Genomic DNA, 17,446 nt, shown 5'->3' with positions numbered 1-17,446 from the left:
CGTTCTCAGATGTCTGGGGAGATCTGCACCACGGCCGAACCGGTCAGCGTGGCGGGCACCGGCACCAACGGCACGCTGGGCAGGAGCGATGTAGTGGGCAGGTTCAGCGTGACGCGCACGCAGGTGGTACCGGCCGGGGCGGAGCAGGCGACGGCCTGCGCGACATCGGCGGCGGGCACCAGCGTGGCGAGGGAATCGGGCAGCGTGGCGCGCGCGGCCTGCGCCGCGGCGGACACCCGCAGGTCGATGGTGGTGGCGAGCGTGCCCCCGTTCGACGTCAACGGATAACGCAGCGCGGCCCGCGCGCCTTCCTCGGCGGCGAGCGTGAGCACCTGCTGCAGCGCGAGCACCATGCCGTAGTACACGATGCCCAGCACCAGCGTCAGCAGGAGCGGGAACACAATCGCGAACTCGAGCGCCGCCACCCCCATGTGGCCGCGTCGGGTCGCCTTCGCCCGTAATGACATGCTTCACCCGGTCTCTTCTGTTAGCGCCAAACCGGAGGCGCGGCCTCCCCCGTTGCCGGGGGAGGTTCGCCGACAGCCATTTCGCGACTTGGTACCACTCTCACTGTTGCTTGCCCGGCCGTCCGTGTGCTGCCCGCGGCCGGTGCATTGCCATGACGATCCACGCCGATGCGATCGGCGTGGCCAACAGGGGTCGAGAATTGCCGGCGGCTGCTAGCTGCCGCTCTTCACGCCGAACAGCGTGGTGACCTTGGTGGAAAGTTGGGTGAAGCCCTGGCTGAGGCCGTCGCCGAGGGCCGTGGCCCCCGTGACGATGCCGAGGGCAATGAGGCCCACGATGAGGCCATATTCAATGGCGGTGGCGCCGCGTTGGTAGCGGCTGAAACGTGCCAGCACGTTCTTCTTCATGATGCACTCCCGAAGCGACAAAAAAGAAGTTCCGATCCCGATGGGTGTTGCGCGTGACCGCCAGCGCCACTGCCCGGATGCCGGTTGTGTTCGCCGCTTCATTGAGCGGCGATTTTGTTGTTTTTGGCGCTGGTAGAACATTTATAAGACATGCTATGTCTCCAGCCATACCCCCCATAGGAACTAAGGGAATGCCAATGGGGCCTAGCTTAAAGTGGGACAGACGTTTGAAACAACGCAACCCCGCGCAAAGCGTGATCCGAATTGTTCGCGCGCTGGCAATAAAAGCGAATGTGCCGTGCGGCGTCCTGCACGTTCTGATGCGGGATGCTGCACGGCACGAAATAAAAGGATGCGCCGCGCGGGGTAAGGACGACAGCGCACCATAAAGTAGCCGGGCGATGGCTAGGGAAAGTCCCGAGCCACCTTCAGGCTCGGGGGGGTCAGTGTTGCGTCAGGCCGCCCAGCAGGCCGGTGACGCCATTGAGCGGGGAGCCGGCATTGCCGCTGGTGGCGGTGCCGTTGGTCGCATTGGTCAGCGCGCCGGTTACCGTGCCGACGAGGCCGGTCACCGGGGCCAGCGGATTGGTGCCGCCGCTGCCGCTGGCATTGGCGACCGGCAGGCTGTTGAGCAGCCCGCCAAGCGGATTGCCGCCCGTGCCGCCCCCCGTGCCGTTCCGGTTGTTCAGCAGCACGCCGGCGGCGGCCACGGTCTTGCCGGTCTCCGTCACCACGCCGCCCAGCGGCGAGACGATCGGCTTGCCGGCGTTGGTCAGCATGCTGCCGCCAGTCGCCACGGTGTTACCCAGCTTGGTCAGCAGGTTGTCGACCGGGACGCCCAGGCCGGTGGCCCCGCCCACGGTCTGCGTGGTATCGGTCAGCTTGGTCGTCAGCGGCACGATGGCCTTGCTCGCGCTGCCGGTGAGCTGCGCCACGGGGCCGGTGGACAAGGTGTCGCCAAGCTTGCCGCCCACCTGCATGACGGTGCCGCCCACGGTCTGCACCACGCCTCCCACCGGCTGGGTCACGGGCGCCAGCGGCGAGAGTTGTTCCGTGCCGAGCGACTGGACCAGATCGCCCGCGCTGACTACAGTCTTGCCGGCCTGCGTGACCACGTTGCCGGTGTTGCCGACAGTGACGCCGAGCGGGTTGTCCACGCTGCCGATCTTGCCCAGCCCCTCCCGCACGCCCACGCCGAGCGTGGCCACGGTGTCGCCGGCCTTCATCACCACGTCGCCGGTAGCGTTCTGCGCGGCATCCGGCACCACCGGCAGATTCGCGTCCTTGACCTGCTGGCCGATCTGGCTCACGGCATTGCCGGTGGCCACCACGGTATTGCCGGCGCCTTCGGTCACCTTGGCGGTGGGCGTGGTGTCCACCGAGGCAGCCGGGGTCGGCGTGGCCGGCGGCGGCGTGACGTTGTTGTTCCCGTTCGGCGAGGCGCCGCTGCCGGAACCTCCCGACGAGCAGCCGGCCAGCAGCGCCAGCACGGCGCCACAGGCGATGGTGATGACCGACACCGAACGTTCGCGTTGCATCGTTGACCTCATGATCTATCTCCTATGGTGTGCTGGTGTGGTGTGCTCGAATCCCTCGGGCTTGCCGATGCGCGCAAGCGGTGTGCCAGCATCAAGCGCACGTTCAATACGGGCGCTCCGCACGCCCTCGCCACCGCCCGGAGACCGTTGCCCGGCGCGGCGCTCCGGCCATCGCGTCGCGCCCCGGCGTGCGTTGCCGAACGCTGCCGGAACGCCGTGTGGCGTGTTACGTGCTACGTAACGTGTTCCCGCCCACGCTACACGCCGCCGCCGCGCGCCAGCCCCGCCCGCTTCATGCGGGCGTTTGAGCCCGCCGCCCGCAAACGCTTGCCTGACGCGCCTCTCCGCGCCCCCTTCCCTCCCTTCGCATGGCATGCCCGCAGGCCGTTGCCGGCCATTCCCGGCCATGGCACACCGTTTGCGCCATGGCATGTACCGCCACGCATTCGTGGCAGGTCGGGAAAAAACCAAAAGGGAAAAGGTCATGCGCAATCAAACGTTCGCGAAGCACATCGCCCTGTCGGCATTGCTCGGGTCGCTCATCGTGCTGGGCGGCTGCGCCAGCGGCAGCGGCTCCACGTCGATGGGCACCAGCGGCTCAGGTGGCTCGAATGGCTCGGGCAGCAACAACGCCGGCCTCGGCGGCACGGGTGGTACGGGCGGCACCGGCACGGATACGGCCAACAACGGCGGTGGTGGTGGCGGCGGTGGCGGCGGTGGAGGTGGAGACAACGGCGGCGGCGGCGGCGGCACGGTGGCGCTCACGCCCACCAGCACCATCGTCAGCAACGCCGGCGGCGTGGTGAAGGGCGTGGGCGATACCGTGACCGACGTCGGCACGGCCATCAAGGATGCGAACCTGCCAGTGGTGTCGCCGGCCACGCAGAACGGCCTGGCCGGCGTGGTGACCTCGCTCGGCAGCGCCGTGAACACGCTGGGCAACGGCGTGCAGGCCGGGCTCGGCAATATGCCGAACGCCACCAACCCGCTGGGCACCACGGTGGCCAGCACCGGTGGCGTGGTCGCCCAGGTCGGCAACGCGGTGACGAACGCCGGCGGCGCGGTCAGCGGCCTCGGCAGCGGCCCGCTGGCGCCGCTCGGGGCGCTGACCAACCCGCTCGGCGGCGTGGTCTCGCAAGTCGGCGGCGCCGTGACCGATACCGGCGGCAAGCTCGGCACCGCGCTTTCCACCGGCCCGGTCGAGCAGCTGACCAGCGGCGTGAGCAAGGCCATCGTGCCGCTCACGTCCACGCTGACCAGCAGCACCCAGACGCTCGGCGCGGCCACCGGCCTCGGCCAGCCGGTCAGCAACCTGCTGACCACGGTGGGCGGCGCGCTGGCGACGGCCGGCACCTCGCTGCAATCGACGCAGAAGCCCGTGGTGTCCGGCGTGGGCGGCATCGTCACAGGCACGGGCAACACGGTGGCGTCCCTCGGTGGCGCAGTGAACGGCCCGGCCAGCGGCGGCGCTGGCCCGCTGGCGCCGGTGACGGGACTGGTCAGCGGCATCACGTCTGGCCTGACGGGCGGTAACGCTGGCGGCGGCTCCGGGACGTCCGGCCCGCTTGCGCCGGTGACGGGCCTGGTTGCCGGGCTGACCGGCGGCAACGCGCCGGCGACGACCACCCCTGCGCCGACCACGCCGACGCCCAGCGGCGGCACGGGCGGAAGCAAGCCGGCAAACCCGCTTGCCCCGATCACCGCCCCAGTCACCGGCCTCGTCGGCGGGCTGGTCGGCGGCCTGACTGGCGCCCTCGGCGCGGGCGCCGGCGCGCGGCGCTGACGGCCTCCCATCGACATCGCACTGCACACACAAGCGTAGCGGCCACCGCAAGGCGGCGGGGATAGCGGCATCCCCGCCCGCCGTGGCACGCCACGCATAGCCGCGAAGCTGTGCTTTCTTGCCTTGGGGTATTGCCATGCGACCACGCGTCCGTGTTGCCGCGCTGCTGCTCAGCGCCGGCGCCTGCCACAGCAGTCTCACTTTTGCCGAACGGGGCCCGGTACAAGGCGACCCGACCCAGACCCTGCCGCGCATAGCGCCGAGCAAGCCGGCCGACAGCAACGTCACGGTGCAGGTGGAGCGGCCCGACGCCGCCCTGCAGAACCTGCTGGCCTCGCGCCTGACGCCGCGCCACTTCCGCATCGAGGGCGCCAGGACGCTGCCCTTCGACCAGATCGCCGCCAAGTTTGCGCCGCTGGCCAACCGCGAGATCACCGTCGCCGAACTGCTCCAGGCCGCCGAGTCCGTCACGCAGCTATACAAGGAAGCCGGCTACCCGCTCTCGTTCGCCTTCGTGCCGGCGCAGTCCTTCGAGCATGGCGATGTGCTGGTCACCGTGGTGGAGGGCTACGTCGCCAACGTCACGGTGCGAGGCAAGCCCGGTCCCGCCGAAGCGCGGCTGCGCAAGATCGCCGAGCAGCTCAAGCAGGACCGGCCGCTGCGCCAGGAGCGCTTCGAGCACTACGTCAACGTGCTGGCGCAGCAGCCCGGCATGCAGGTGGCGGCCACCGTGCAGCCGCCCACCACCACGGACGGCGCCTGCGAGATGGTGCTTGAGGTCAAGCGCAAGCCGTTCACGTTCGGCACCGGCGTGGAGTGGATGTCCCCCGGCGTGCGGGCCATCGCCACGGCCACCACCAACAGCCTGACGCCGCTGGGCGAGCAGCTCTCGGTCTCCACGCTGTTCCCGAAAGGGCGCGATAACGAGGAGTACTACGCGGCCAGCTACGCGCAGCCGATCGGCACCGAGGGCATGCTCGCCAAGCTCACCGCCTCCCACTACCGTGGCGTGCCCGAGAACGCCGCGCTGGCGCCAATCGGCTTCGAATCGCGCTACGTGAACGACTCGAAGCGGCTCGGCGGCACGCTGAGCTATCCGCTCATCCTCAATAACCGCCACGCGCTGACGCTGACCGGCGGGATGTACGCGAACAGCCAGTTCGAGCGCTACACCCAGGCCGTGCAGCCGGGCGCGGGCCGCCAGGTGGAGCTGTCCACCAGCGTGCGCGTGGCGAGCCTGGAGATGGGCTACGTCCAGCGCGCGGAGGGTGTCACGCGCAGCGCCACGCTCGGCCTCTACAAGGGCTTCGACGCGCTCGGCGCGAATCGGGAAAACAATCAGAATGATCTGAACTTCCTGCGCACCCGACTGCTGGTCTCGCAGGCCAACGACCTGCCGTTCGGCTTCGGCATGGCGCTCTCGGCGGCCGGGCAGTTCAGCGACCAGCGGCTGGCGTCGAGCGAGCAGATCAGCTTCGGCGGGCGCTTCTTCGGCCTCGGCTATCCGGCGGGCGAGGTGGCCGGGGACAAGGGCTGGGGCGCCTCGGCGGAACTCAACCGGCTGTTCACGGTGGATTTCACCTACCTGAAGACGCTCCAGCCGTTCCTGGTGGCGGACATGGCGCGCGTGGTTTCGAACAGCGTGTCGCTCTCGCACCGGACGCTGCAGTCGCTGGCCATCGGCCTACGTTTTTCGGACCGGCGCTACTACACGATGGACGTCTCGGTGGCCCAGCCGGTGGGCGACAAACCCACCAATGCGAGCCATCGCTCGCCGCGCTTCAACCTGCTGTGGTCGTACCAGTTCGATTGAGTCACCGCACCAGCCGCTGAGGCGGTTTGGTGCAGTTCGATCCTTGACCCCCGCGTCACCCGCAAATGAGAATGGCTCGCATTTGTACACATCAGCACGTACCAGGGGGTTGTCATGCAGGTCTCACGCGTCGTGGCCGGATCGGCCACATTGTCCCAATCCGACGAAGCATCAGAAGGCCGTGCCGGGGCGTCGTTGCCCCGGCTGACGCAGGCCGTGGGCGTGGCCCTCGCCGCCGCACCCGTGGCGGCGCTGGCGCAGGTGGAGCTGCCACCGGTCACCGTCAACGAAGACCGCCACGACGGCTTCCGCGCCGCGTCCACCGGATCGCCCAAGGACCCCGAAGCGCTGCGCGACACCGCGCGCTCGGTCAGCGTGATTCCGCAGGAGGTCATCCGCACGACGGCCGCCACCAGCCTGACCGAGGTGCTGCGCACCGTGCCGGGCATCACGTTCGGCGCGGGCGAAGGCGGCAATCCCATCGGCGACCGGCCGTTCATCCGTGGCTATGACGCGCAGGCCAGCACCTTCCTCGATGGCTTCCGGGACATCGGCGCGCAGTCGCGCGAGATGTTCAACGTGGAGTCGGTGCAGGTCAACAAGGGGCCGGCCGGCGCCTATGACGGACGGGGCGGCGCTGGCGGCACGATCAACATCCAGAGCAAAGCACCCCGGCTGGAGCGCTTCGCCGAAGGCACCCTCGGCGTGGGCAATGCCGAGTACGTGCGCGCGACGGTGGATGGCAACTGGCGCATCGGCGAGCATGCCGCCGTGCGGCTCAATGCGATGTCCCACAGCAGCGACATCCCCGGGCGCGACGCCGCGCGCGTGAGCCGGTGGGGCGTGGCGCCGTCCGTCGCCATCGGGCTGGGCACCGCCACGCGCGTCACCGCCTCCTGGTATCACTTGCAGACCGACGACCAGCCCGACATCGGCATTCCCTACAACAACGCGCCCCACACCGCCCGCAAGGACGGGCGGCCCCGGGTGCGCCCGACCGGCGATGGCCGGCCGCTCGACGTGCCGCGCGAGACCCACTACGGCCTGCTGAACCGTGACTTCCAGAAGGAGCAGAACGACACCGGCACGCTGCGTATCGAGCACGATTTCAGCCCCGCGCTCAAGCTCCGAAACCAGACGCGGCTCGCGCGCACCCAGCAGGACTTCATCTGGACCCAGCCGGACTCCAACCTCGGCAACACCTACTACAACCTGCTCTGGCGGCGCGCCAACACCCGCGTGGGCACCGTCGACACGGTGGCCAACCAGACCGACCTGTCCGGCACCTTCCGTACCGGCGCCATCGGCCACAAGTACGTGGCGGGCGTCGAATTCTCCGAGGAGAAGGCCAACTGGGATACCTACAAGGTCGATACCGGCGACCGCCGCTGCGCCAATGGCGCCGGCGCGGCCAGCGGCTACAACTGCACGACCGTGTTCGATCCCAATCCGGCCGATCCGTGGGCAGGCGCGATCCAGCGCAACCACCGGCCGACCGATGTGCGCACCCGGACGCTGTCTGCCTACCTGTTCGACTCAGCCGAGATCACGCCGCAATGGCTGGTCAATGCCGGCCTGCGGCTCGATCGCTATGACACCACGCTGACGCAGGCGCCCAACGCCAGCGGCGTGCGCAACCAGTTCTCGCGGCAGGACACGCTGGTCAACTACCAGCTCGGCGCGGTCTACAAGCCGGTGACGTGGGGCAGCGTGTATGCGAGCTTCGGCACGTCGTCCACGCCGGCGGGCTCGTTCCTCGGCCAGGGGGCGGAATCCAATTCGCTGGCGACCGACGCCGCCGGCAATCGCGGCGACCAGCTCGCGCCCGAGAAAAGCCGCGCTTTCGAGTTGGGCACCAAGTGGGATGTGCTGGGCGAGAAGCTGGCCCTGACCGCCGCCGTGTTCCGCATCGACACGGACAATACGCGGATCCTCGAGCAGGACGGCACGGCGCGCATGGCCGGCGAGCGGCGCGTGGATGGCGTGGAACTTGGCTTCGCCGGCAACGTCACGGCCAGATGGGCCGTGTACGGCGGCTACACCCACCAGAAGGCCACGCTGCGCCGGAACGGCGGCAAGGGCACGGCGAACGGCGCCACCGACGGCAACGCGTTCCCGAACACCCCGGCTGACAGCTTCAGCTTCTGGTCCACCTACGAGGTGTTGCCGGGCCTGATCCTCGGGGGCGGCGCCAACTACGTGTCCAAGGTCTGGGGCAACGAGGCCAATACGAAGTGGGTGCCGGCCTACTGGCGCTTCGACGCGATGGCCGCGTACCGGCTGAGCAAGTTCGCCAGCGTGCAGCTCAATCTGCAGAACCTGACCGACAAGGCCTACTACGCGCAGGCGCACCGCAACCACTACGCCACGATGGCGCCGGGCCGCGCCGCCACGCTGACCCTCACGCTGCGCTACTGACAGCCGGAGACGGAGGATGGATACGCTGCCATTCCGCGTGGCCTCCGCGCTGGAGTTGGGCCAGCTTGCGCCCGATGCCCTGCGCGACGTGCTGGCTGGCCCGCCCGGACCGGCGCTACGCTGGCTCGGCGCGGCAGCCGTCAGCGGCCAGCTCGATGCGCAGATGACGCTCGGCCAGTGGTTCCTCGCCGGGCGGGGCCTGCCGCCCGATGCCGCCCGCGCGCACTACTGGTTCAAGCGGGCGGCGCTGTGCGGGCACGCCGGCGCCGCCAACCTCGTCGGCCGCTGCTACGAGAACGGCTGGGGCACGGCGGCCGATGCGCGCGCCGCCACGCACTGGTTCCACACCGCAGCCCTGCGCGGTTCCGATTGGGGGATGTACAACTTCGCCACGTCGCTGGCGCTCGGGCGCGGCATGGCCGCCAGCCGCGCCGCCGCCTTCACGTGGTTCGAGCGCGCGGCGGCACGCGGCCATGCCAAGTCGCTCAACGTCGTCGGGGGCTTCTATGAAGATGGCTGGCACGTGGCGCGCAACCTCGCCTGCGCGGCGGACCACTACCGTCGCGCCGCGGCGGGCGGGGACTTCCGCGGCTGCTTCAACCACGCGCGCATGCTGGCGCTGGCCGGGCACGAGATACCCGCGCGCGCATGGGTCCGGCGCGCGGCCCTGACGGCCAACGCGCCGTTCGTCGACAAGATGCTGGCCTGGCTGGTTGCGGCACCGCAACCCGCACTACGCGCGCTGGCGGATGCGGTGCAAGGCGCCCCGGGCGCACGGGGCGCCCGGGCGGTGCGCCTCAGTTCACCCGGAACCCCACCTTGATCATGACCTGGAAGTGCGCGATCTTGCCGTCCTGCACATGGCCGCGCGTTTCGATCACTTCGAACCAGTCGATGTTCTTGATGGTTTCACCGGCTTTGGCAATGGCGTTGCGGATGGCACCGTCGCAGCCGTCGGCGGATGAGCCGACGATTTCGACCAGCTTGTAGGTGTGGTTCGTCATGGTGGTCTCCTGTCGCATCTGGCGTTGTGCCTTCCATCATAGGCAGCATGTCCGGCAAGCCCAAGGGCCACGGACGCCGCAGGGCCCCCCGCGCGGGTTGCGGAAGGGCCGCTTCCACTGTTACGCTGCGGGCCGCTGAACTTCTGCCACCACTCTGTAACCTGATGTTTACTTCCCTTCACCGTTGCAAGCGGCTCGCCCTGGCGAGCCTGATGGTTGCCGCCACCGGCCTCGCCGCCGTGGCCCAGGCCCGCACCACCTCCACGCTCGAGCGTCTGGCCGATGCGCTCACGCCCGCCGCGCGCCCGAGCGCGTTCGCGGCCGGCAGCACCTATACGCTCTGCTTCGTGCCGGACGGCCCGAGCTGCCAGGACATGCTGATCGATGCCATCCACAACACCCGCCGCAAGCTGCTGATCCAGGCGTACTCGTTCACCAACGCGCAGATCGCCAAGGCCGTGGCCGATGCGCACCAGCGCGGCGTGGACGTGCGCGTGATCGTGGACAAGAGCCAGGTCTCCGAGCGCTACACCAGCGCCACCTTCCTCAAGAATGCGGGGATTCCCGTGGTGATCGATACCAAGCCGGCCATCGCCCACAACAAGGTCATGGTGTTCGACGACCAGGCGGTCTTCACCGGCTCGTTCAACTTCACCAAGTCCGCCGAGCAGCGTAACGCCGAGAACGGCATGCTGATCCGGGGCGACGCCGCCGTGGTGCGCGCCTATACCGAGAACTGGCGCACCCGCTTCGAGCAGTCCTCCGCGTACTGATCACACGCCAGGGGCCTCCCCCGGCCCCTCGGCATCCTCCCGCAGCAGGATCAGCCAAACGCTGACAGACCGGCCGCCCGCGCCGGTGTCTACTTCAGGTGTGTATCCCCGGATGCCGCGAACGGCGATTGCCCGGGGTCATGCCGGCCATGATCCCCCGCCAGACCCTCTCCGGCGATGTTTCGAGCCTGCCCTCTCGCATCGTCCGATCGCCCCCTCGCGCGCCGCCGGCCAACCTGGCAGGAGGAAATATGCTTACCAATCAGAACACCGATAAACCCGTGCGCCGAGGGGCGCGCGCGCTTTGCGTCATCGGCGTGGCCGTGGCGTCGCTGGGCTTGTCGATGGGCGCCCGCGCCGACATGAGCACGTCCAGCGCCGGTCCGTTCACCTATATATGTGGTGGCGTGGCGGCGGACGAACAGGCGGAAATGAACAGCGCGGCCCGCGAGTACGACATGGGCCTGCTCTTCACGCAGGGCGGCCGGGGCGAGTACCTCTCGGACGTCAACGTGAAGCTGATGCGGAACGGCAAGCAGGTGGCGGAGTTCACGTCCACCGGCCCGCGCTGCCTGATCAAGGGCCCGCGCGCGTCGTACCAGGTAGTGGCCACGTTCGAGGGGACGTCCAAGCGGACCACCCTGAGCCCTGGCGAGAAGAACGTGCAGTTGCGTTGGTAGGGAACCGCCCCAACCGGCCTCTATCTATATAGATATGCAGCCCTGAGCCGCCATCCCCTGCGCGGCCCCATGCCGGCCCCGTCCCCGCGGGGCCGGCATATTTTTTTGCCCGCGTTTTTGCCCACGTAGTTGCCCACGGTTTTCGGCCACGGCCTGCATGAATGCAACAGGAATGGCACACTTCCGGGTTCTATTGTGGAGTGCCTCAAACCCTGGAGAGTTCGCATCATGACGACCAAGCCCGACAGCCGCTGGATTCGCATCGACACCGCCGATGGCAGCTTTGACGCCTACCTGAGCCTGCCGCCGGGCGGCAAGCAGCCCGGCAATCCCGGCATCGTGCTGATTCAGGAGATCTTCGGTGTGAACGAGCACATCCGCTCGGTGGCGGACCAGTACGCGGCGGACGGCTACGTGGTGCTGGCCCCGGACGTGTTCTGGCGCAAGGCGCCGCGCGTGGAGCTGGGCTACAGCGGCCCGGACTGGGAACAGGCGATGGCGCTGCGCACCAGCGTGGACCTGGAAGCCGCGGTGTCGGACATCGGCGCCACGGCCACCGCGCTGCGTGCCGAGATTGGCACGGGGGGCAAGGTGGCGGCAGTGGGCTACTGCTTCGGCGGGCTGCTGTCGTACCTGGCGGCGGCGCGGGGTCTGGTCGATGCAGCCGTGCCGTACTACGGCGGCGGCATCCAGAACCAGCTGCACGAGGCCGCCGCGCTGAACGTGCCGGTGCAGTTCCACTATGGCGCGCTGGACAAGCACATCCTGCCCGAGCATGTCGAACAGGTGCGCCAGGCCGTGGCCGGCAAGCGCGGCACCGAGGTCTTCGTCTACGATCAGGCCGATCACGGCTTCAACTGCTGGGCACGCGCCTCGTTCCATCAGCGCTCGGCGGCGCTGGCCCATGGTCGCGCGCTGACCTTCCTGGCCAACGCGCTGTCCTGAGCCCCGCTCAGTAAGGCACGGCCACGCCGTTCTGTATCTTCACGCGGTCGCCCGAACGCAGGTTGTACGGGCTGGCCTGCGTGAGGGTCAGGTAGCCGCTGTCGTTGGTGCGCACGCGCACCCGGTAGGCCGCCGGCCCAGTGTTGGTCTGCTTCTCCACCGCGTTGCCGGCCACGGCGCCGGCGACCGCGCCGCCAATCGTGGCGATGGTATTGCCGCGCCCGCCGCCCACCTGATGGCCGAGCAGCCCGCCCGCCACGCCGCCGATCACTGCGCCGACGCCGCTGGTGTCCGCAGGCTGGCCCCGCACCATCTCGATCGATTCCACCCAGCCGTAGCGCACCGCGTACGGGTCGGCACCATCGCCCGGCTGTGTCGCCGGATAGCCGTACTGGTCGTAACCGGGCTGCTGGGGGTAGGACGCCTGGGGATAGCCGGACTGCGGATAGCCCGACTGCGGATACGCTGGCTGCGGGTAGCCCGGCTGCTGGTACGCTGGCTGCTGGGGATAGCCCGACTGGGGATACGACTGCGCCGGATACCCGCCGCTGATCTGCGTGCCGCTGGTGCCGCTGGTGCCATACCCCGCCTGCTGCGGGTAGCCACCGCCGTAGTTGCTGCCGTAGCCGCCTCCATAGCCGGTACCGTACCCGTCGGCATAACCATTGCCATACGGCGCGGTGACACAGCCGGCCAGCGCGCCGGCGGCGATGACGGCCAACGCCGTGGAACGAAACGGGAAAGACATGGTGGAGACTCCTGCGGCCAATGCGCGTGTGGATGATGCGCGCGAGTCTAGAGCCGGGGCTCGGCGGCAGGTGTCACGGGAGATTGTGATGGGTAACGGGCTGTAACGCCGCCCGTGGACGAATCAGAGCCGATCAGCGCCGTCGTCGTTGAACGCCGTGATGCGGGCCACGCGGAAGGTATTGCGCAGGGACTCGAGTTCGGCCCGGTGCAGCATCGCCAGCCGGTTCAGGCAGCGCTCGCCCTTGGCCAGCAGGTGGATCTGCACCACGCGGCGGTCGTCGGGATTCACCTTGCGGCTGACCAGCCCGGCCGCCTCGCAGCGGTTCACCAGCGCCACCACGCCATGCTGCTTGGCCTGCAGGCGCTCGGCCAGCTCGCCCACCGAGGCCCAGTTCCGCTCCGCCGAGCCGCGGATGTGGAGCATCAGCAGGTATTGCTGCACCGTCACGCCTTCGGCGCGCGCGGCGTCTTCGGAAAACCGCAGGAAACGCCGCAACTGGTATCGGAAATCGGACAGCGCCTCGAAATCCTGCTTGGTCAGGGCGGTTTGGGGCGCGGCGGGCTTGCGTGGCATTGAAGAATCAGTTTTGCAGAGGGGGAAATCCGGCGCTCATTATAAAAGCACCCCTTGTGCCCGCAGGCATCCTCCGGTGCGCTGGCGCGCATTTCCGCATGCGCGCCGGACGGGGTATGGCAGAATCTGTGCGGAGACCGACACCCTAACACCGCCAACCCGGAAATCCGCCCGATGTTCACGGAAATTGTCCTGTTCCTGCTTGATACCGTCTTCACGCTGTTCGGCATGGCACTGCTGCTGCGCCTCTGGATGCAACTGACCCGGCTGCCGTCGCGCAATCCGGTGTCGCAGGGCGTGTTCCAGGTCACGGACTGGATCGTCCGGCCGCTGCGCCGCATCATTCCGGGCTTCGGCGGCATCGACTGGGCCACATTGATCGCGGCCTACCTGACCGCCGTGCTGTTCCTGGTCTGCCGTGCGCTGGTGCTGGATGCGGATCCGCTGGCCTTCCTGCCGGTGATCCTCGCCCTCAGCCTGCTCAACGTGCTCAAGTGGGGCATCAGCATGGTGATGTGGGTGACGTTGCTGATGGCGATCCTGTCGTGGGTCAACCCGCAATCGCCGATGGCGCCGGCGCTGTGGCACCTGACCGCGCCGATGCTGCGCCCGCTCCAGCGCGTGATACCGCGCCTGGGCGGCTTCGACATCTCGCCGCTGATCCTGTTCGTGATCGCGCAGATCCTGCTGATGGTCATCGCCAGCGTGAGCCGTGGCGTGATCTGAGCCGCAAGGCTAGCACAGATCGACTCCCTAGGGTTAACCCTTATTGTCCAGCTGACTGGACAGTCTTTCGAGGATTTACCCTTTTTCCTGTGCGTGCCGAAGCCTACATTACAGCCACCGCGGACCCACCGCGATCTCTGCCAATAAGTAGGAACAGCACGACCATGAAGAAGACCCTCGCCCTCACCCTCCTCGCCCTCGGCCTGGCCGCCGGCGCCGCCTCTGCCCAGGCTTCGCAATCGATCACGGACCTGGCCCGCCTCGACGGCAGCATCGGCCGCGTCGGCAAGGCTGACCCGTACACCGACGGCGCCCGTGGCGTGACCGAAAAGCGTGATGTGTACTCGGAAGGCGCGCGCGGCGTGACCGAGAAGCGCGACGTGTACTCGGAAGGTGCCCGCACCGTGACCGAGCAGCGCGACCAGTTCAGCGAAGGCGCCTGAGCCGCGTAGCAGTACCAAGGGCGGCGCAATGCCGCCCGGCAGCACCCCCGGGGCGCTCCCCACGCCCCGCTAGACTTCCCCCTGCTCCATCCGCTCGAAGGCTTCCACCCGTCCAGCGGGCGCCATCCGCGCCGCCGGCTCGGCCAGATCGCCCAGATCCGCGCCCATCATCGATTCGATGGCTTCCATGAACGCGCGCACCTTGCGCGGTTGCAGGCGCCGGTCGGGCAGCAGCGCGAAGACGCGCAGCGGCGGCAGCGGATAGTCGGGCATCACCCGCACCAGCCGGCCCTGCGCGATCTCGGTCTCGGCGGCCGTCATCGGCACCCGGGCGATGCCCAGCCCGGCCAGCGCGGCCTGCATGCGCAGTTCGGCGTTATAGGTCTGCATGCGCGGGCGGATCGGCACCGAAATGCGCTCGCCATCGCGCGCGAACTCCCAGACCGAGACGCCGGGCGTGGCCAGCGTCGGCATGTTCGAGAGATCCTCGGGATGCATCTGCGCCGGCAGGCTCGCCGCCAGCGAGGGCGCGGCCACCAGGCCGCGTTCCACGTGCCAGATGCGCCGGGCGATGGTGCCGGAGTCGGGCAGTTCGGTCTCCACCGTGACGAAGGCGATGTCGAAGCCCTCGCGGATCGGATCGACCAAGCCCTGGGAAATCTCCACCGTGATATCGAGTGCGGGATGCGCCGCAAGTGTTCGGCAGATCACACCGCCCAGTTGCTGGGCGCCGAACTCGTACGGCGTGGCGATGCGCAGCATGCCCTGCACGCGCTCCTCGCGCGCCAGGGTTTCCTGGCGGATCTCGCGCAGCCGCGCGAACAGCGGGGCCACGTCGCGATAGACCGCGCCCCCGGCATCGGTGAGGCGCATGCGGCGCGTGGTGCGCTCGAGCAGCTTGGCGCCGATGGCCGTTTCCAGCCGCGCCACGGCGGCCGACACCCTGGATTTGGGGCAGTCCAGCGCCGCCGCTGCCGCCGTGAAGGTGCCCTGCTCGACGACGCAGCAGAACGCCTCCCAATCATTCCACTGAATTGTTTCGTTCACTGACCCGATGACCTGCGACATTTTGCGATCGCACATTATGAGGGAGAGCGCGGCGTCCGTCAGCGTGGCGGTCAGTCGCGGCGGGGTATTGCCGATGGCCCCGGACTAGCGATTTGGACGCATTTCCACTACCCTTTCGGCCTTTCCGAGCCAATTTCGAGCCCATTCCGCAATGGCGAGCCCTGCCGATCCCGCATCATCCCGCACGCCGGGCACCCCGCCCGCCGAGAAGCCGAGCGACAGCTATGTGCAGTCCTTCGCACGCGGGCTGTCCGTCATCCGCGCATTCGACGCCCGCCACCCAACCCAGACGCTGACCGAAATCGCCCAGGCCAGCGGCCTGACCCGCGCCGGCGCGCGCCGTATCCTGCTCACGCTGGTGGGGTTGGGCTATGTGCAGGCCGATGGCCGCCAGTTCCGGCTCACGCCCAAGATCCTCGACCTCGGCTTCGCCTACCTGACCTCGATGCCGTTCTGGAACCTGGCCGAGCCGATCATGGAGGCGCTCTCGCAGTCGGTGCATGAAAGCTGCTCGATCTCCGTGCTCGATGGCACCGAGATCGTCTACGTGCTGCGCGTGCCGGCACGCAAGATCATGACSATCAACCTGTCCATCGGCAGCCGGCTGCCGGCCTATTGCTCGTCGATGGGGCGCGTGCTGCTGTCGGGGCTCGATGACGACACGCTCGACCGCGTGCTGCGCGACACCGCACTGGAAGCGCGCACGCGCCGCACCGTGACCGACATCGACCAGTTGAAGTCGCTGATTGCCGACATCCGCACGCGCGGCTGGGCGCAGAACGATCAGGAACTGGAGGAAGGGCTGGTCTCGCTGGCCGCGCCCATCCGCAACCGCACCGGGCAGATCATCGCCGCCATCAATATCAGCGGGCAGGCCAACCGCACCAGCGCGCAGGAGATGTCGGATCGATTCCTGCCACCGCTGCTGGAGGCCTCCGAGAAGATTTCCGGGCTGGTCGGCCTGCGGACCTAGGTCGGCCCTCGGTCGAAGACGGGCTTACACCCGCGCCTTCGGCTCCCACGACACCGCGATATCGCCGTTGACGAAGGTCTGGCAGGCCATGCGGAAGCCGGCGCGCAGGTCGTCATCGCTCAGATGCTTGCGCTCCTTGGGCTTGACCGCGTCCGTATGCTCCAGCCCGCGATCGATGTGGCACTTGCAGGTGCCGCACAGCCCGCCGCCACACTTGAACGGGATGCCGCCCTGCTCGCGCAGCGATACGCGCAGCAGGTTGCTGTTGGCGGGCGCGGTAACCGTCTTGCCGCCATTGGTCACGAATTCGATTTCCACCTTGCGGACCTCCGGCGCCGCAGCGGGTGCGGCGGGCGCGGCGCTGCCGCCGCCAGTGTCCTCGGTGGTGTCGGCGGCAGCCGTCTCGATATCTGCCCGCATCATTGCTTCCTTAAAGAGAGGTCCATGCTGCCGAAGTGCGCCAGCGCCTGCAGCGCGGCCCGGGCAGCGTCGAGCGTGTCGAAGCGCTCGAGGAATTTCGATGGCACGTGGTTGACCACCGGCGGCGCATCCGGGCCGCCGGTTTCGTCGATCACGGGCACCTTCACCGCCGCATGCAGCGTGGCGATCACGAAGATCGCCTTCGGGCGGCCATAGAACAGGTACTCGTAGGTTTCCACCGGCTCCACGCCCGGCACGGCCTCCGTGCGGAACTGGCCCGGCTTGCTGGTCAGGATCACGAACATGAGGTCTGGGCCTGGGTGTTGGCCTGAGGTTGTGCCGGGGTCTCAGGCTGCTGATCCTCCTGCTCCAGCTCGATGTCATGCGTCAGCCAGATCTGGCAGGCAAGCCGGAAGCCCTGGTCGATCCGCTCGCCCAGCTGCTTCTTTTCCTTCCAGTTCGGCGGCGGCAGGTGCTCGGCGCCCGCCAGGACCCGGCACGCGCACTTGGAGCACTTGCCCATGCCGCATTCGTAGCGCAGGTTCGGATACGGAAACTGCTTGATGCCGGCGCGGACGACGAGGTTGGTCTCGGGCTTGACCTCGTCCACGAAAACCTGCCCGTGCTTGTGAAAGACGACTTTCGGCATGTTGGTGACTTCGC

General features: G+C 68.5%; 20 protein-coding genes. 10 read left to right on the top strand and 10 right to left on the bottom strand.

Going from position 1 to position 17,446, the window contains the following annotated elements; genetic code table 11:
* Positions 1–5: 5 nt before the first annotated feature.
* From AC1DFU_RS00200 to AC1DFU_RS00190, 3 genes are all read right to left on the bottom strand, one after another.
* Positions 6–467: a TadE/TadG family type IV pilus assembly protein gene (locus AC1DFU_RS00200; protein WP_092296026.1), complete on the bottom strand. Its 462-nt coding sequence runs from the start codon at positions 465–467 to the stop codon at positions 6–8.
* Between the two features lie 213 nt (positions 468–680).
* On the bottom strand, positions 681–875 hold the full coding sequence (locus AC1DFU_RS00195) for a Flp family type IVb pilin (RefSeq protein ID WP_092296028.1): 195 nt from the start codon (positions 873–875) through the stop codon (positions 681–683).
* Positions 876–1,318: 443 nt separating this feature from the next.
* Positions 1,319–2,413 (bottom strand): collagen-like triple helix repeat-containing protein, encoded by a 1,095-nt coding sequence (locus tag AC1DFU_RS00190; RefSeq protein ID WP_441592668.1) that lies wholly within the window; start codon positions 2,411–2,413, stop codon positions 1,319–1,321.
* 484 nt (positions 2,414–2,897) lie between these two features.
* On the opposite strand from AC1DFU_RS00190, the gene AC1DFU_RS00185 reads away from it, so the two are divergent.
* The 4 genes from AC1DFU_RS00185 (at position 2,898) to AC1DFU_RS00170 (ending at position 9,250) form a co-directional block, all read left to right on the top strand.
* Positions 2,898–4,196 (top strand): collagen-like triple helix repeat-containing protein, encoded by a 1,299-nt coding sequence (locus AC1DFU_RS00185; protein WP_092296034.1) that lies wholly within the window; start codon positions 2,898–2,900, stop codon positions 4,194–4,196.
* Between the two features lie 136 nt (positions 4,197–4,332).
* Complete coding sequence (locus tag AC1DFU_RS00180; protein WP_441592669.1) at positions 4,333–6,009, top strand: ShlB/FhaC/HecB family hemolysin secretion/activation protein; 1,677 nt, start codon at positions 4,333–4,335, stop codon at positions 6,007–6,009.
* 150 nt (positions 6,010–6,159) lie between these two features.
* Positions 6,160–8,427, top strand: a complete 2,268-nt coding sequence (locus tag AC1DFU_RS00175) for a TonB-dependent receptor (RefSeq protein ID WP_477159839.1) — start codon at positions 6,160–6,162, stop codon at positions 8,425–8,427.
* A gap of 16 nt (positions 8,428–8,443) precedes the next feature.
* Complete coding sequence (locus tag AC1DFU_RS00170) at positions 8,444–9,250, top strand: tetratricopeptide repeat protein (RefSeq protein ID WP_441592671.1); 807 nt, start codon at positions 8,444–8,446, stop codon at positions 9,248–9,250.
* On the opposite strand, the gene AC1DFU_RS00165 is transcribed toward AC1DFU_RS00170, so the two are convergent.
* Positions 9,225–9,431: a dodecin gene (locus AC1DFU_RS00165; RefSeq protein WP_092296046.1), complete on the bottom strand. Its 207-nt coding sequence runs from the start codon at positions 9,429–9,431 to the stop codon at positions 9,225–9,227. The genes AC1DFU_RS00170 and AC1DFU_RS00165 overlap by 26 nt on opposite strands.
* Positions 9,432–9,595: 164 nt before the next feature.
* On the opposite strand from AC1DFU_RS00165, the gene AC1DFU_RS00160 reads away from it, so the two are divergent.
* The 3 genes from AC1DFU_RS00160 to AC1DFU_RS00150 all read left to right on the top strand — a co-directional run bounded on the left by AC1DFU_RS00160 (position 9,596) and on the right by AC1DFU_RS00150 (position 11,829).
* A complete protein-coding gene (locus AC1DFU_RS00160) occupies positions 9,596–10,204 on the top strand; it encodes a phospholipase D family nuclease (protein ID WP_092296049.1) in 609 nt (202 codons plus the stop codon).
* 251 nt (positions 10,205–10,455) lie between these two features.
* Positions 10,456–10,884 carry a hypothetical protein gene (locus AC1DFU_RS00155; RefSeq protein ID WP_441592672.1) on the top strand — a complete coding sequence of 143 codons (429 nt, stop codon included), beginning with the start codon at positions 10,456–10,458 and terminating at the stop codon, positions 10,882–10,884.
* A gap of 228 nt (positions 10,885–11,112) precedes the next feature.
* Positions 11,113–11,829: a dienelactone hydrolase family protein gene (locus AC1DFU_RS00150; protein WP_092296054.1), complete on the top strand. Its 717-nt coding sequence runs from the start codon at positions 11,113–11,115 to the stop codon at positions 11,827–11,829.
* Positions 11,830–11,836: 7 nt separating this feature from the next.
* Here AC1DFU_RS00150 and AC1DFU_RS00145 read toward each other — a convergent pair whose 3' ends face one another.
* Entirely contained in the window at positions 11,837–12,577 is a 741-nt protein-coding gene (locus tag AC1DFU_RS00145) for a glycine zipper 2TM domain-containing protein (RefSeq protein ID WP_441592673.1), read from the bottom strand.
* A gap of 123 nt (positions 12,578–12,700) precedes the next feature.
* Positions 12,701–13,153, bottom strand: a complete 453-nt coding sequence (locus tag AC1DFU_RS00140; RefSeq protein WP_441592674.1) for a MarR family winged helix-turn-helix transcriptional regulator — start codon at positions 13,151–13,153, stop codon at positions 12,701–12,703.
* A 174-nt stretch (positions 13,154–13,327) separates the two neighbouring features.
* Between AC1DFU_RS00140 and AC1DFU_RS00135 the strand changes: the two genes are divergently transcribed.
* Together AC1DFU_RS00135 and AC1DFU_RS00130 are read left to right on the top strand one after the other, a co-directional pair.
* A complete protein-coding gene (locus AC1DFU_RS00135) occupies positions 13,328–13,879 on the top strand; it encodes a YggT family protein (protein WP_092296062.1) in 552 nt (183 codons plus the stop codon).
* Between the two features lie 164 nt (positions 13,880–14,043).
* Positions 14,044–14,322: a hypothetical protein gene (locus AC1DFU_RS00130; RefSeq protein ID WP_092296065.1), complete on the top strand. Its 279-nt coding sequence runs from the start codon at positions 14,044–14,046 to the stop codon at positions 14,320–14,322.
* Positions 14,323–14,391: 69 nt separating this feature from the next.
* Here AC1DFU_RS00130 and AC1DFU_RS00125 read toward each other — a convergent pair whose 3' ends face one another.
* On the bottom strand, positions 14,392–15,369 hold the full coding sequence (locus AC1DFU_RS00125; protein ID WP_255370860.1) for a LysR family transcriptional regulator: 978 nt from the start codon (positions 15,367–15,369) through the stop codon (positions 14,392–14,394).
* 172 nt (positions 15,370–15,541) lie between these two features.
* On the opposite strand from AC1DFU_RS00125, the gene AC1DFU_RS00120 reads away from it, so the two are divergent.
* A complete protein-coding gene (locus AC1DFU_RS00120; RefSeq protein WP_092296068.1) occupies positions 15,542–16,363 on the top strand; it encodes an IclR family transcriptional regulator in 822 nt (273 codons plus the stop codon).
* Between the two features lie 24 nt (positions 16,364–16,387).
* Here AC1DFU_RS00120 and AC1DFU_RS00115 read toward each other — a convergent pair whose 3' ends face one another.
* From AC1DFU_RS00115 to AC1DFU_RS00105, 3 genes are all read right to left on the bottom strand, one after another.
* Positions 16,388–16,681, bottom strand: coding sequence for a 2Fe-2S iron-sulfur cluster-binding protein (locus AC1DFU_RS00115; RefSeq protein WP_255370867.1), 294 nt, complete (start codon positions 16,679–16,681; stop codon positions 16,388–16,390).
* 101 nt (positions 16,682–16,782) lie between these two features.
* On the bottom strand, positions 16,783–17,088 hold the full coding sequence (locus AC1DFU_RS00110; protein ID WP_092296074.1) for a ferredoxin: 306 nt from the start codon (positions 17,086–17,088) through the stop codon (positions 16,783–16,785).
* Entirely contained in the window at positions 17,079–17,432 is a 354-nt protein-coding gene (locus AC1DFU_RS00105) for a 2Fe-2S iron-sulfur cluster-binding protein (protein WP_255370861.1), read from the bottom strand. Before AC1DFU_RS00105 ends, AC1DFU_RS00110 begins: the two co-directional genes overlap by 10 nt.
* Between the last annotated feature and the right edge of the window lie 14 nt (positions 17,433–17,446).

Source organism: Cupriavidus sp. 10L45 (genome assembly GCF_056395225.1).
This window is presented reverse-complemented; position numbering and strand designations above follow the sequence as displayed.